Origin of the sequence: Thiocapsa rosea (genome assembly GCF_003634315.1) — a bacterium.
GTDB lineage: Bacteria > Pseudomonadota > Gammaproteobacteria > Chromatiales > Chromatiaceae > Thiocapsa > Thiocapsa rosea.
Genome location: NZ_RBXL01000001.1, coordinates 206,933 through 221,959, shown reverse-complemented (window position 1 = coordinate 221,959; position 15,027 = coordinate 206,933). Strand labels below are relative to the sequence as shown.

Below are 15,027 nucleotides of genomic sequence, written 5' to 3'. Positions count from 1 at the left end.
GAGCCGTTCATGTCCAAAGCAAAATTCGAGCGCAGCAAGCCACACGTGAACGTCGGCACGATCGGCCACGTCGACCACGGCAAGACGACCTTGACGGCGGCGATCACGACGCACCAGGCGAAGCAATTCGGCGGTGAGGCGCGCGCCTACGACCAGATCGACAATGCCCCGGAAGAGCGCGAGCGCGGGATCACGATCGCCACGGCGCACGTGGAGTACGAGACGAAGAACCGTCATTACGCCCACGTGGACTGCCCCGGCCACGCCGACTACGTGAAGAACATGATCACGGGTGCGGCGCAGATGGACGGTGCGATCCTGGTGGTGAGCGCGGCGGACGGCCCGATGCCGCAGACCCGCGAGCACATCCTGCTGTCGCGTCAAGTCGGCGTGCCCTACATCGTGGTGTACCTGAACAAGGCCGACATGGTCGACGACGCCGAGCTGCTCGAGCTGGTGGAGATGGAAGTGCGCGAGCTGCTCTCGAGCTACGACTTCCCCGGCGACGACACCCCGATCGTGACCGGTTCGGCGAAGCTCGCACTGGAAGGCGACGCCTCCGAGATCGGCACCCTGTCGATCGACCGTTTGATGGAAGCGCTCGACACCTACATTCCGCAGCCCGAGCGTGCGGTGGACGGTGCCTTCCTGATGCCGATCGAGGACGTCTTCTCGATCTCCGGGCGCGGTACCGTGGTGACCGGACGCATCGAGCGCGGCATCGTGAAGGTCGGCGAAGAGGTCGAGATCGTCGGCATCAAGGACACCGTGAAGACCACCTGCACGGGTGTGGAGATGTTCCGCAAGCTGCTCGATCAGGGTCAGGCGGGAGACAACGTCGGGGTGCTGCTGCGCGGCACCAAGCGTGAAGACGTGGAGCGCGGGCAGGTGCTGGCCAAGCCCAAGTCGATCAATCCGCACACCCATTTCGAAGCCGAAGTGTACGTGCTGAGCAAGGAAGAGGGCGGCCGTCACACCCCGTTCTTCAACGGCTACCGTCCGCAGTTCTACTTCCGCACCACCGACGTGACCGGCGCCTGCGAGCTGCCCGAGGGCATCGAGATGGTGATGCCCGGGGACAACGTGAAGATGACGATCAAGCTGATTGCGCCGATCGCCATGGAAGAAGGGTTGCGCTTTGCAGTGCGCGAAGGCGGCCGCACCGTCGGTGCCGGCGTCGTCGCGAAGATCATCGAGTAGTACGGGTCATCGCGGCTCGAAGGGCAGTGCTGATGGGCCTGCCCGACAACATCCGCGATCGGTCCTGATTGTTTTAGGCCAGTAGCTCAATTGGCAGAGCAGCGGTCTCCAAAACCGCAGGTTGGGGGTTCGAGTCCCTCCTGGCCTGCCATACAACCCATCGCTCCGTTTAATTTATCGCTCAGGCGACACCCGATCTCATGAATTCACGTGCAGAGCCCCGAGGGGCCGGCTTGGATACCGCCAAGCTGGCAATCGCCGCGTTGTTGTTGGTCGCCGGCATTTTCGCCTTCTATTTCTTCGAGGGCTACTCGGTCCTGCTCCGTGTCATCGGGCTGCTGGTGATCAGCGGTGCTGCGGCAGCGATTGCATTGCAGACCGAGCGCGGTCGGACCTTATGGCAGTTTGTGTCGGATGCGCGCATGGAGGTTCGCAAGGTCGTCTGGCCGTCACGTCAGGAGACCCTGCAGACGACGCTGATCGTCATCGTGATGGTGCTGATCGTGGGCATCATCCTGTGGCTTTTCGATATGGTGCTGATGGCGATTCTCAGATTCCTCACCGGCCAGGGGGGCTGAGTATGACCATGCGTTGGTACGTCATCCATGCCTACTCGGGCTTCGAGGGGCAGGTCAAGCGTTCGCTCGAAGACCGTGTGAAGCGCGCGGGACTCGAGGAGTTGTTCGGCCTGATTTTGGTGCCGACCGAAGAAGTGGTCGAGATGCGTGCAGGCCAGCAACGCAAGAGCGAGCGCAAATTCTTCCCTGGTTATGTCCTGGTCCAGATGGAGATGACGGACGAGACCTGGCATCTCGTCAAAAGTGTTCCCAAGGTCATGGGCTTCATCGGCGGCACGGGAGATCGTCCGGCACCGATCCCGGACTCTCAGGCCGATGCGATCCTCGTCCGTTTGCAGGAAGGCGGCGAAAAGCCGCGGCCGAAGGTGCTCTACGAGCCAGGCGAGGTTGTTCGCGTCGTCGACGGCCCCTTCACCGACTTCAACGGAGTCGTCGAGGATGTCGATTACGACAAGAGCCGCGTGAAGGTTTCGGTTCTGATCTTCGGGCGTTCGACACCGGTTGATCTTGAGTTCGCGCAGGTCGAGAAGGCCTGACACGCCCTCAGCGGATTGTTGCGGGTGTCTTGAGGCCAAGCCCCGTTCACTGCCGTCGCCGTTCGTGCGGCGACGATACCGAGTCCCCGTGAGGGACCTTTGTCGGGGGAGCCGAGACTCGATCTGCGGCGTCAGCACCCCACTGGAGAAAAACCATGGCGAAAAAGATCAACGCCTATATCAAGCTGCAGGTCAAGGCAGGCGAGGCGACTCCAAGCCCGCCCGTCGGTCCTGCGCTTGGTCAGCACGGCGTCAATATCATGGAGTTCTGCAAGACGTTCAACGCGCGTACGCAGGAACTCGAGAAGGGGATGCCGATCCCGGTTGTGATCACGGTCTATTCGGACCGCAGCTTCACCTTCATCACCAAGACCCCGCCGGCCTCCATTCTCCTGAAAAAGGTGATGGGAATCCAGAAGGGTAGCCCGAATCCGAACACCAATAAGATCGGTGTGGTGACGCGCGAGCAGCTTGAGCAGGTCGCCACCGCGAAGATGCCCGATCTGACCGCAGCGGATATGGATGCGGCCGTTCGCACCATCGCGGGCAGTGCGCGTGCGATGGGGCTTGATGTCGAGGGGGTGAACTGATGGCTCGTCCATCCAAGCGCATGCGTGCGATTCAAGAGCGCGTGGAGCGCGGAAGACTCTATCCGGCCGAAGAGGCGTTCTCGCTTCTGAAGGAGCTTTCGCAGATCAAGTTTTCCGAAAGCGTCGATGTCGCCGTCAATCTCGGCGTCGACCCGCGTAAATCCGATCAGGTCGTGCGCGGCTCGACCGTTCTGCCTCACGGCATCGGCAAGACCGTCCGGGTGGCGGTGTTCGCCCAGGGCGCGTCCGCGGATGCGGCGACCGAGGCCGGTGCCGATCGCGTGGGCTTCGATGATCTCGCAGAGGACATCAAGGCCGGCAAGCTCGATTTCGACGTCGTGATTGCCTCCCCGGATGCCATGCGTCTGGTCGGACAGCTCGGCAAGATCCTTGGCCCTCGTGGGTTGATGCCGAATCCCAAGGTCGGCACGGTCACACCCGATGTCGCCGAGGCGGTTCGCAACGCGAAGGCCGGACAGGTGCGCTATCGCACCGACAAGGCCGGCATCATCCATTGCCCGCTCGGCAAGGCCGATTTCGAGCCCGTCAAGCTGCGGGAGAATCTCGAAGCCTTGCTCGCGAACCTGATCAGATCCAAGCCGAGCAGCTCCAAGGGCGTTTACATGCGCAAGGTCACGGTCTCGACCACCATGGGCCCGGGCCTGACCGTCGATCACGCGGGATTGAATTTCTAAGTTGGACTCGAGGGGTGTCCGCCCCTCGATTCCAGGTCTTCTTTGGGGCCCCGGCCGGTGCCGGGGACCGTCAAAGACCGCAGGTGTCGGTCGCCCGATAAGGATTCGGCGCGGTCGACTTAATGGCTTGCCTGCCTGCGCAGACGGTGCCCCCGAATCAGTCGTTTTGCTGGTGACGGTGCACATGACCGCCCGAGAGTACGTGCCGGATGCACGCATTCGAACGGCACCGGCTCAGGCCGGGTTTACCGACAAGAGGTGACGAACATGGCGCTCAGTTTTGCGCAAAAAGAAATCATCGTCGCCGAAGTCGCGGAAGTCGCCAAAGGTGCCCATTCGGCCGTCGGGGCCGAGTATCGGGGCTTGACCGTGGAACAGATGACACGGCTTCGCGTGGAAGCGCGCAAGGCCGGGGTCTATGTCCGCGTCGTCAAGAACACCTTGGCACGACGTGCGTTGCAGGATACGGATTTCGCGTGCATGAGCGAGGGGCTGAAAGGCCCGTTGGTTCTCGCCTTCTCGCAGGAAGATCCCGGTTCGGCCGCGCGCGTCATGGAAGCCTTTGCAAAGGACCACAACAAGGTCGAGGTGCGCCTTGTCGCCCTCGGAGGCAAGCTGCTTGATCCGTCGGAACTCGGCAATCTCGCCAAGATGCCGACCCGCGATCAGGCGATCAGCTTGCTCATGGCCGTGATGAAGGCGCCCGTGCAAAAGCTTGCAGCGACGATCAACGAGGTGCCGGGCAAGTTGGTCCGCACCATCGCCGCGATTCGCGATGCGAAAGAGGCCGCTTAGGCGGCTTCGTCCACCAGCAATTCTATTTTAGAGACATCTCAGGAGCTCACCATGGCCGTCTCCAAAGACGAGATCCTTGAAGCAATCGGCAACATGACCGTGCTGGAGGTCGTCGACCTCATCAGCGCGATGGAAGAGAAGTTCGGCGTGACTGCGGCTGCCGCCGTAGCCGCCCCGGCGGCCGGCGCCGGCGTGGAAGCCGCACCGGTCGAGGAGCAGACCGAGTTCGACGTCATCCTGGCGTCGTTCGGTGCCAACAAGGTTGCGGTCATCAAGGCCGTTCGGTCCCTGACCGGGCTCGGCCTGAAGGAAGCGAAGGACGCCGTCGAAGGCGCACCGACGACCCTGAAGGAAGCCGTTTCCAAGGGCGAGGCCGACGAGGCCAAGAAGCTCCTCGAAGAGGCTGGTGCCACGGTCGAAGTGAAGTAACGGCGCATTGCGTCGAATCTTCTTTCGGTGGGACCTTCGGGCTGGCGGCGAGTAGCCGCCGGCCTTTCGCCGTTGGGTTTTGACGACCCGTTTGGACGACACCGGCATGCCGGACGCTTCGTAAACGGGGCGACGTCGTCGATGAGGACCTGACCGCAGAGGTCCGACCCCGACGCCCGCGATTCGCCGCGGCGTCGGCCCCCGTCCTGGACACAAGCACGTATTTCGAGGGAAAGGCATCATGGCCTATTCGTTCACCGAAAAAAAGCGCATTCGTAAAGACTTCGGCAAGCGTCCGAGCATCCTGGACGTGCCTTTCTTGTTGGCGACGCAGATCGATTCCTATCGCGAGTTCCTGCAGGCCGATCGGCCGATCGGGGACCGGCGCGACGTGGGTCTTCATGCGGCCTTCAAGACCGTCTTTCCGATCGAGAGCTACTCGGGCAACGCTGTTCTCGAATACGTGAAATATCGGCTGGGCGATCCGGTGTTCGACGAGCGCGAGTGCCATTTGCGCGGTGCGACCTTCGCCGCGCCCTTGCGCGTGCTGCTGCGCCTGGTGATCTACGACCGTGATGCCCCGGCGGGCTCGAAGGTCATCAAGGACGTGCGCGAGCAAGAGGTCTACATGGGCGAGTTGCCGCTCATGACCGGCACCGGCACCTTCATCATCAACGGCACCGAGCGCGTCATCGTCTCGCAGCTGCACCGCTCGCCCGGTGTCTTCTTCGATCACGACAAGGGCAAGACCCACTCCTCGGGCAAGCTGCTCTTCTCGGCGCGGGTCATCCCGTACCGCGGATCCTGGCTCGATTTCGAGTTCGATCCCAAGGACAACGTCTTCGTGCGCATCGACCGTCGCCGCAAGCTGCCGGCGACCATCCTGCTGCGCGCGCTGGGCTACGGCGTGGAGGATATCCTCGAGCGCTTCTTCGTGACCGATACCTTCCGGATTCGCGATCGCTCGGTCACGCTCGACCTGGTTCCCGAGCGCCTGCGCGGCGAGACGGTCGGATTCGACGTCATGCTCGGAGAGGAGCTGCTCGTGGAATCGGGGCGTCGCGTCACCGCGCGGCATATCCGCGAGCTGCAGAAGGCCGGCATCGAGCGCCTCGATGTCCCGTCCGACTTCCTGGTCGGCCGCGTCCTGGCCCATCCGCAGATCGATACCGAGACCGGCGAGGTGATCGCCGAGGCAAACGCCGAGATCACGCCTGAACTCCTCGACACCATCTTCGAGAAGGGCATCGAGACGCTCGAGACGCTCTTCGTCAACGACCTGGATCACGGCCCCTACATCTCCGAAACCCTGCGGATCGATCCCACCACGAGCGATCTCGAGGCGCAGGTCGAGATCTATCGCATGATGCGTCCGGGCGAGCCGCCGACCAAAGAGGCGGCTCAGAACCTGTTCCACAACCTCTTCTTCACGCCGGATCGGTACGATCTCTCCGCCGTGGGTCGGATGAAGTTCAATCGGCGTCTCGGGCGTACCTCGGAGGAAGGTCCGGGCGTCATCTACGACGGGCGCTACTTCAGCAATCGCAACGACGAGCTCTCCAAGCGGCTCTACCAAGAGCAGGGCGAGACCTCCGACATCATCGAGGCACTCAAGGTCTTGGTGGAGCTGCGCAACGGCCGCGGCAGCGTCGACGACATCGATCACCTCGGCAATCGCCGCATCCGTTGTGTCGGCGAGATGGCGGAGAACCAGTTCCGCGTCGGTCTGGTGCGGGTGGAGCGCGCGGTCAAGGAGCGTCTGTCGCTCGCCGAGTCCGAGGGGCTCATGCCGCAGGAGCTGATCAACGCCAAGCCCGTCTCGGCCGCGATCAAGGAGTTCTTCGGCTCCAGCCAGCTCTCCCAGTTCATGGACCAGAACAACCCGCTCTCCGAGGTCACCCACAAGCGCCGTGTGTCGGCACTCGGCCCGGGCGGTCTGGCCCGCGAGCGCGCCGGATTCGAGGTGCGCGACGTGCACCCGACGCATTACGGTCGCGTCTGTCCGATCGAGACCCCTGAAGGTCCGAACATCGGCCTGATCAACTCCTTGGCCGTCTATGCCCGTACCAACTCCTACGGCTTCCTGGAAACCCCCTACCGCAAGGTGGAAGGTGGCCTGGTGACCATGGATATCCAGTATCTGTCGGCGATCGAGGAAGGCAACTTCGTGATCGCGCAGGCCAACGCCACGCTCGACGACGAAGGTCACCTGACCGACGCGCTGGTGTCCTGCCGCCATGCCAACGAGTTCACGATGCGTGCGCCCGAGGAGGTCCAGTTCATGGACGTCTCGCCGCGCCAGATCGTCTCGGTGGCCGCGTCCCTGATTCCCTTCCTGGAGCACGACGACGCCAACCGCGCACTCATGGGCTCGAACATGCAGCGCCAGGCGGTGCCGACCCTGCGGGCCGAGAAGCCGCTGATCGGCACCGGCATGGAGCGCGTAGTTGCCAAGGACTCGGGTGTCTGCGTAGTGGCGCGTCGCGGCGGTGTCATCGAATCGGTCGATGCCGCGCGCATCGTGGTGCGGGTCAACGACGACGAGGCCGTCCCCGGCATCCCCGGCGTGGACATCTACAACCTCACCAAGTACACGCGCTCCAACCAGAATACCTGCATCAATCAGCGTCCTCTGGTCAAGCCGGGCGATGTCGTTGCAGTGGACGACGTCATGGCCGACGGGCCTTCCACGGACATGGGCGAGTTGGCCCTTGGGCAGAACCTGCGGGTCGCCTTCATGCCCTGGAACGGCTACAACTTCGAGGACTCGATCCTGCTCTCCGAGCGCCTGGTGCAGGAAGATCGTTTCACCAGCATCCACATCGAGGAGCTCGCCTGTCTGGCGCGCGATACCAAGCTGGGGCCGGAGGAGATCACGAGCGATATCCCCAACGTCGGCGAGTCGGCCTTGGCCAAGCTCGACGAGTCGGGCGTCGTCTATGTCGGCGCGGAGGTGCGCGACGGCGACATCCTCGTCGGCAAGGTCACGCCCAAGGGCGAAACCCAGTTGACGCCCGAGGAGAAGCTGCTGCGGGCCATCTTCGGCGAGAAGGCGTCCGACGTGAAGGATACCTCGCTGCGCCTGCCCTCCGGGATGAGTGGAACGGTGGTCGACGTGCAGGTCTTTACCCGCGACGGCGTGGACAAGGACAAGCGTGCGCTTCAGATCGAGGAGATGGAGCTCGACCGCGTTCGCAAGGACTTCGCCGACCAGCAACGGATCATGGAGAACGACACCTTCCAGCGTGTCGAGCGACTGCTGGTGGGCAAGGTCGCCGACGGCGGTCCGCGCAATCTGGCCCCGGGTGCGAAGATCACCAAAGCCTATCTGCAGGAGCTTGCCGCCAACGGCTCGCGCGATCAGTGGCTCGAGATCCGGATGCGTGCCGAAGACGTCGCGACCCAGCTCGAGGCCGTTGCCGCACAGATCAAGCAGCAGCGCGAGGAATTCCGCGATCGTTACGAGGTCAAGAAACGCAAGATCTCGAGCGGCGACGATCTGGCCCCGGGCGTGCTCAAGATGGTCAAGGTGTACGTGGCCGTCAAACGCCGCGTCCAACCCGGCGACAAGATGGCCGGGCGCCACGGCAACAAGGGCGTCATTTCCAAGGTGGTGCCGATCGAGGACATGCCCTTCTCGGCGGATGGCGAACCTGTGGATATCGTCCTGAACCCGCTCGGCGTGCCCTCGCGCATGAACGTCGGACAGGTGCTCGAGACCCATCTGGGCTGGGCGGCCAACGGGCTCGGCGTGAAGATCGAGAAGATGCTGCGGGCGCACACCGCGGTTGCCGAGCTGCGTGGCTTCCTCGAGAAGATCTACAACACGAGCGGCAAGCGCGAGGATCTCGACAGCTTCACCGACGAGGAAATCCTGGAGCTGGCGCGTCACCTGACGCGAGGCGTGCCTCTGGCGACGCCGGTGTTCGACGGCGCGACCGAGGAGGAGATCCGGGCGATGCTCAAGCTCGCGGATCGGGACAACTCGGAGTTCGGTATCCCGAGCGGCCAGACCCAGCTCTACGACGGGCGCACCGGCGATCCGTTCGAGCGCCCGGTCACGGTCGGCTACATGTACATCATCAAGCTGAACCACTTGGTCGACGACAAGATGCATGCCCGCTCCACCGGGCCTTACAGCTTGGTCACCCAGCAGCCTTTGGGCGGCAAGGCGCAGTTCGGCGGGCAGCGGTTCGGCGAGATGGAGGTCTGGGCGCTGGAGGCGTACGGCGCCGCCTACACTCTGCAGGAGATGCTCACCGTGAAGTCCGACGACGTGAACGGCCGTACCAAGATGTACAAGAACATCGTGGACGGCGACCATCGGATGGAAGCCGGTATGCCCGAGTCGTTCAACGTGCTCGTGAAGGAGATTCGGTCGTTGGCGATCAACATCGAGCTGCAGCAGGACTGAACCGCGTTCGGAGGGGTTCGTGAGGATTGAACCCCTGCGTGGTCGAATCGCAATCAACGCGCGTTGGCGCGACGCGGTTCAGGAGCTTTTTTTTATTGTTCTGAACCGCGTCGACTGCGTCGTTTGTGGAGACTCTCGAGGCCGAGTCACGACGACGATCTTGCATGTCGTACCGGACGCGGTTCAGTTTTTAGCCCTTGGCCTCGAGCGCCGGGTTCCGTTCTCGAACGAACCCTCGGCGGTCGGCCGATTGCTGATCATCGTCATTGTAGGCAGGAGATAAGATCTTGAAAGATCTACTGAAAATCATCAAGCAGCAGGGTCAGGCACTGGAATTCGACGCGATCAAGATCGGACTCGCCTCTCCCGAGATGATCCGTTCCTGGTCCTACGGCGAGGTCAAGAAGCCGGAAACGATCAACTACCGCACTTTCAAGCCGGAGCGCGACGGGCTGTTTTGCGCCAAGATCTTCGGCCCGATCACGGACTACGAGTGCATCTGCGGCAAATACAAGCGCCTGAAGCATCGTGGCGTCGTCTGCGAGAAGTGCGGTGTGGAGGTCACGCTGGCCAAGGTTCGGCGCGAGCGCATGGGTCATATCGATCTGGCGAGCCCGGTGGCGCACATCTGGTTCTTGAAGTCCCTGCCGTCGCGAATCGGTCTGCTGCTCGATATGACCCTGCGCGACATCGAGCGCATCCTCTATTTCGAGTCCTTCGTGGTGGTGGACCCGGGCCTCGTGGTCGATCTGGAGCGTGGCCAGCTGCTCAACGACGAGCAGTATCTCGAAGCCCTGGAGGCGAACGGCGACGAGTTCGACGCGCGCATGGGTGCGGAGGCCGTCTACGAGCTACTGCGCACCATCAAGATGGAGGACGAGGTCCGGCGCATGCGCGAGGAGATCGAGACCACCAACTCCGAGACCAAGATCAAGAAGCTCTCCAAGCGCTTGAAGCTCATGGAATCGCTGATGGCCTCGGGCAATCGCCCGGAGTGGATGATCCTCACCGTCCTGCCGGTCCTGCCCCCGGAGCTGCGCCCCTTGGTGCCGCTGGACGGCGGTCGTTTCGCGACCTCGGATCTGAACGATCTCTATCGTCGGGTCATCAACCGCAACAACCGTCTCAAGCGCCTCCTCGATCTGGTCGCGCCCGACATCATCGTGCGCAACGAAAAGCGCATGCTGCAGGAGTCGGTCGACGCCTTGCTCGACAACGGCCGGCGCGGTCGTGCGATTACGGGCACCAACAAGCGCCCGCTCAAGTCGCTCGCCGACATGATCAAGGGCAAGCAGGGCCGGTTCCGCCAGAACCTGCTCGGCAAGCGTGTCGACTACTCGGGCCGCTCGGTCATCGTGGTCGGTCCGACCCTGATGCTGCATCAGTGCGGTTTGCCCAAGCGCATGGCGCTCGAGCTCTTCAAGCCCTTCATCTTCAGCAAGCTGCAACTGCGCGGCCTGGCGGCGACCATCAAGGCCGCCAAGAAGATGGTCGAGCGCGGCACGCCCGAGGTGTGGGACATCCTCGACGAGGTCATCCGCGAGCATCCGGTGATGTTGAACCGTGCGCCGACCTTGCATCGACTCGGCATCCAGGCGTTCGAGCCGGTGCTGATCGAGGGCAAGGCGATCCAACTCCATCCGCTGGTCTGTACCGCCTTCAACGCGGACTTCGACGGCGACCAGATGGCGGTGCACGTGCCGCTGTCGCTCGAGGCGCAGCTCGAAGCGCGTGCGCTCATGATGGCCTCCAACAACATCCTCTCTCCGGCCAACGGCGAGCCCATCATCGTGCCCTCGCAGGACGTGGTGCTCGGGCTCTATTACATGACCCGCGAGCGCGTGAACGCGAAGGGCGAGGGCAGCGTCTTCTCCGATATCGACGAGGCGCGCCGCGCCTACGAGACCGGTCATGCCGATCTGCATGCGCGCTGCAAGGTGCGTATCCGCGAGGTGATCAAGCACAAGGACGGCTCGCTGCACGAGAACACGGCGATCCGGGAGACCACCCTGGGTCGTGCCTTGGTGTTCGCCATCGTTCCCGACGGACTGCCGTTCGATCTGGTCGACCGTGCGCTCGGCAAGAAGCAGATCTCGCGCTTGATCAATATCTGCTATCGCCAGCTCGGTCTGAAGGAGACCGTGGTCTTCGCCGACCAGGTCATGTACATGGGCTTCCGCATGGCGACGCGTTCCGGCGTCTCGATCGGTCTGGAAGACATGGCCGTCCCGGAAGAGAAAGCGGGGATCCTCGCCGCCGCCGAGAAGGAGGTCAAGGAGATCCAGGACCAATACGCGTCCGGTCTCGTGACCAACGGCGAGCGCTACAACAAGGTCGTCGACATCTGGTCGCACACCAACGATCGCGTCGCCAAGTCCATGATGAGCAAGCTCGGCAAGGACAGCGTCATCGATCGCGACGGCAACGAGGTGACTCAGGATTCGTTCAATTCCATCTACATGATGGCCGACTCCGGCGCGCGTGGCTCGGCGGCACAGATCCGGCAGCTCGCCGGTATGCGCGGTCTCATGGCCAAGCCGGACGGCTCCATCATCGAGACGCCGATCACCGCGAACTTCCGCGAGGGTCTGAACGTTATCCAGTACTTCATCTCGACGCACGGTGCACGTAAGGGTCTGGCCGACACGGCGCTCAAGACCGCCAACTCGGGTTATCTGACTCGTCGTCTGGTCGACGTCGCGCAGGACATGGTGGTGCTCGAGGTGGATTGCGGCACCGAGGGTGGGTTGATCATGACCCCCATCATCGAGGGCGGCGACGTGGTCGAGCCCTTGCGCGAGCGCATCCTCGGACGCGTGGCGGCCGTCGATGTCTATCAGCCCGGCACCGAGGAGCTGGTCTGCGAGGCAGGTACTCTGCTCGACGAGTCCTGGGTTGAGCGCTTCGAGACCTTCGGCATCGATCAAGTCCGCGTGCGCTCGCCGATCACCTGCGAGTCGCGTCTCGGTGTCTGCGCCCAGTGCTACGGACGCGATCTGGCGCGGGGCCATCGCGTCAACCTCGGCGAGGCGGTCGGTGTCATCGCGGCACAGTCGATCGGCGAGCCTGGCACGCAGTTGACCATGCGGACCTTCCACATCGGCGGTGCGGCATCGCGGGCCGCGGCGGTCAACAGCATCGACATCAAGAACGCCGGCTCGGTACGTCTTCACAACATCAAGGTGGTCGAGCATCACTCGGGCAAGAACCTGGTTGCGGTCTCGCGCTCCGGCGAGCTGACGGTCGTCGACGATCGCGGGCTCGAGAAGGAGCGCTACAAGGTGCCCTACGGTGCCAGCCTGCGTGCCGCAGACGGCGACCCCGTAAAACCCGGCGACGTCGTGGCCAACTGGGATCCGCATACCCATCCGGTCGTCACCGAGGTGGCCGGTAAGCTCGCCTTCGAGGACTTCATCGAGGGCGTGACGGTCCAGGGCCAGGTCGACGACGTGACGGGTCTGACCTCGCGCGTGGTGATCGATCCCAAGCAGCGGCCTTCCTCGGGCAAGGATCTGCGCCCGATGGTCAAGCTGCTTGACGAGGACGGCAACGAGCTCAAGATCGCGGGCACCGACCTCCCGGCGCGTTACTTCCTGCCCGCGGGTGCGATTGTCGGCGTCGAGGACGGGGCCAACGTGGGCGTGGGCGATATCCTGGCGCGTATCCCGCAGGAGTCGAGTAAGACACGCGACATCACCGGCGGTCTGCCGCGTGTTGCCGACCTGTTCGAGGCCCGCAAGCCCAAAGAAGCGGCCTTGCTCGCGGAGGCCAGCGGTACGATCGGCTTCGGCAAGGACACCAAGGGCAAGCAGCGCCTCGTCATCACCATGGACGACGGCGAGACGGTCGAAGAGCTGATTCCGAAGTGGCGCAACGTCAACGTCTTCGAAGGAGAGCGCGTGGAGCGCGGCGAGATCATCGCCGACGGCGAGCTGGCCTCCCACGACATCCTGCGCTTGAAGGGTGTCACCGCCTTGGCCGAATACCTCGTCAAGGAGATCCAGGACGTCTATCGGCTGCAGGGCGTGAAGATCAACGACAAGCACATCGAGGTCATCGTTCGCCAGATGCTGCGCAAGGTCGAGGTCACCTCCGCGGGCGACACCCGCTTGCTGCGCGGCGAGCAGGTCGAGCATGCGCACCTGATGGACGAGAACAAGCGGGTCATGGCCGAAGGTAAGCAGCCGGCGCTCTACGAGCCTCTGCTGCTCGGGATCACCAAGGCGTCGCTGGCGACCGAGTCGTTTATCTCGGCTGCGTCCTTCCAGGAGACGACTCGCGTCTTGACCGAGGCCGCGGTGCGCGGCTCCACGGACCGCTTGGCCGGTCTGAAAGAGAACGTCATCGTCGGTCGTCTGATCCCCGCGGGATCCGGTCTTGCGCATCACCAGGAGCGGCGCCGGCAGCGGCAAATGGAGATGCCGGCCTCCGGTAAGGTCGAGATGGCGACCGAGGAGCTTGAAGAGGCATTGAAGAAGGCGCTCAATACCTCCGACGCAGGGTGACTTCGGTTCACGCGTTGCTGCGGGGCGCCGCCTCGGCGTACCCGCATCTTTCGCGTCGCACGCGACCGGAGCGACACACCGCTTCGGAGCGCAGGGTATGGCTAACCGGTTGACACCACCGGTCCTCCTCCCTATACTGCTCGGTCTCAGCTAGACGGCTCCGCGCCGTCTAGCCTCTTTTTTTCTAGGTCTGGTTCCTTGGTCTGGGCATCCATCCGCCCGGTCCCCGAGTCGATCGATCGCATACGTGCGGCTGTGCCGTCTTATTCAGTCGGCCCGCGGTCGCGCAAGAGTGATTTTTACGCTTGTGTTTTCGGCGCCGTTGCGCCTTTGGAGACTGATTGCATGGCAACGATCAACCAACTCGTGCGCAAGCCCCGCAAGCGTGTCGTGGCGAAGAGCACCGTTCCTGCGCTCGAAGCCTGTCCTCAGCGGCGTGGCGTCTGTACGCGGGTTTATACCACGACCCCGAAGAAGCCGAACTCCGCTTTGCGTAAGGTTGCTCGCGTTCGGTTGACCAATGGCTACGAGGTTGCCTCCTACATTGGTGGCGAAGGTCACAACCTCCAAGAGCATTCGGTGGTGCTGATTCGCGGCGGACGTGTCAAGGATCTTCCCGGTGTGCGCTATCACACGGTGCGCGGCACGCTGGACACCTCGGGTGTCGAGAAGCGGCGTCAGGGCCGTTCCAAGTACGGCGCCAAGCGTCCCAAGAAGTGATCCGGTCGCCGGATCGGTCAGCCCAATTGAGTGAAATCGGAGTCTAAAACAACATGCCGAGAAGACGCGTTGCCGCCCGTCGCCAGATCCTTCCCGATCCGAAGCACGGAAGCGAGCTCCTGACCAAGTTCATCAACATGATGATGGAAGACGGTAAGAAGTCCGTCGCCGAGCGCATTATCTACACGGCGCTGGATCAGGTCACCGAGAAGAAAGGTGGGCGTCCGGTCGAGCTGCTCGAGCAGGCGATGGACAACGTGCGTCCGGCGGTCGAGGTGAAATCCCGGCGTGTCGGCGGCGCGACCTATCAGGTTCCGGTCGAAGTCCGTTCGACGCGGCGCAACTCGCTGGCGATGCGCTGGATCATCGACGCGGCGCGCAAGCGCTCCGAGAAGTCGATGGCGTTGCGTTTGGCCGGCGAGCTGATGGATGCCGCGGATTCGCGCGGCTCCGCCGTGAAGAAAAAAGAAGACACGCATCGGATGGCCGAAGCTAACAAGGCCTTCTCGCATTACCGCTGGTAGTCAGCAGCGTAGACCGAGTTTCATTCAATCAGGGCGGATAC

Annotated in this window: 11 protein-coding genes and 1 tRNA gene; all 12 read left to right on the top strand. The window is 63.1% G+C overall.

Translation table 11 applies throughout. The annotated features are described in order from the left end of the window. The first annotated feature begins 9 nt into the window (after positions 1–9). The gene (tuf, locus tag BDD21_RS01005) at positions 10–1,200 is read left to right on the top strand and encodes an elongation factor Tu (protein ID WP_120795555.1); all 1,191 of its coding nucleotides are present in this window, start codon (positions 10–12) and stop codon (positions 1,198–1,200) included. A 75-nt stretch (positions 1,201–1,275) separates the two neighbouring features. Further along, positions 1,276–1,351, top strand: a tRNA-Trp gene (locus tag BDD21_RS01000). A gap of 49 nt (positions 1,352–1,400) precedes the next feature. Further along, complete coding sequence (secE, locus tag BDD21_RS00995; protein WP_120795563.1) at positions 1,401–1,778, top strand: preprotein translocase subunit SecE; 378 nt, start codon at positions 1,401–1,403, stop codon at positions 1,776–1,778. Positions 1,779–1,780: 2 nt separating this feature from the next. Then, on the top strand, positions 1,781–2,314 hold the full coding sequence (gene nusG, locus BDD21_RS00990) for a transcription termination/antitermination protein NusG (protein WP_120795562.1): 534 nt from the start codon (positions 1,781–1,783) through the stop codon (positions 2,312–2,314). A gap of 155 nt (positions 2,315–2,469) precedes the next feature. Next, positions 2,470–2,904 carry a 50S ribosomal protein L11 gene (gene rplK / locus BDD21_RS00985; RefSeq protein WP_007195676.1) on the top strand — a complete coding sequence of 145 codons (435 nt, stop codon included), beginning with the start codon at positions 2,470–2,472 and terminating at the stop codon, positions 2,902–2,904. After that, a complete protein-coding gene (gene rplA / locus BDD21_RS00980; RefSeq protein ID WP_120795561.1) occupies positions 2,904–3,599 on the top strand; it encodes a 50S ribosomal protein L1 in 696 nt (231 codons plus the stop codon). The genes rplK and rplA overlap by 1 nt, the downstream gene beginning before the upstream one ends. Positions 3,600–3,866: 267 nt before the next feature. Continuing rightward, on the top strand, positions 3,867–4,394 hold the full coding sequence (gene rplJ / locus BDD21_RS00975) for a 50S ribosomal protein L10 (protein WP_007195678.1): 528 nt from the start codon (positions 3,867–3,869) through the stop codon (positions 4,392–4,394). 51 nt (positions 4,395–4,445) lie between these two features. Continuing rightward, on the top strand, positions 4,446–4,823 hold the full coding sequence (rplL, locus tag BDD21_RS00970; RefSeq protein ID WP_120795560.1) for a 50S ribosomal protein L7/L12: 378 nt from the start codon (positions 4,446–4,448) through the stop codon (positions 4,821–4,823). Positions 4,824–5,064: 241 nt separating this feature from the next. After that, the gene (gene rpoB, locus BDD21_RS00965) at positions 5,065–9,237 is read left to right on the top strand and encodes a DNA-directed RNA polymerase subunit beta (protein ID WP_120795559.1); all 4,173 of its coding nucleotides are present in this window, start codon (positions 5,065–5,067) and stop codon (positions 9,235–9,237) included. A gap of 287 nt (positions 9,238–9,524) precedes the next feature. After that, a complete protein-coding gene (rpoC, locus tag BDD21_RS00955; RefSeq protein WP_120795557.1) occupies positions 9,525–13,742 on the top strand; it encodes a DNA-directed RNA polymerase subunit beta' in 4,218 nt (1,405 codons plus the stop codon). A 345-nt stretch (positions 13,743–14,087) separates the two neighbouring features. After that, positions 14,088–14,462, top strand: a complete 375-nt coding sequence (gene rpsL, locus BDD21_RS00950) for a 30S ribosomal protein S12 (RefSeq protein ID WP_007195682.1) — start codon at positions 14,088–14,090, stop codon at positions 14,460–14,462. A gap of 53 nt (positions 14,463–14,515) precedes the next feature. Continuing rightward, the gene (rpsG, locus tag BDD21_RS00945) at positions 14,516–14,986 is read left to right on the top strand and encodes a 30S ribosomal protein S7 (RefSeq protein ID WP_007195683.1); all 471 of its coding nucleotides are present in this window, start codon (positions 14,516–14,518) and stop codon (positions 14,984–14,986) included. The last annotated feature ends 41 nt before the right edge of the window (positions 14,987–15,027 follow it).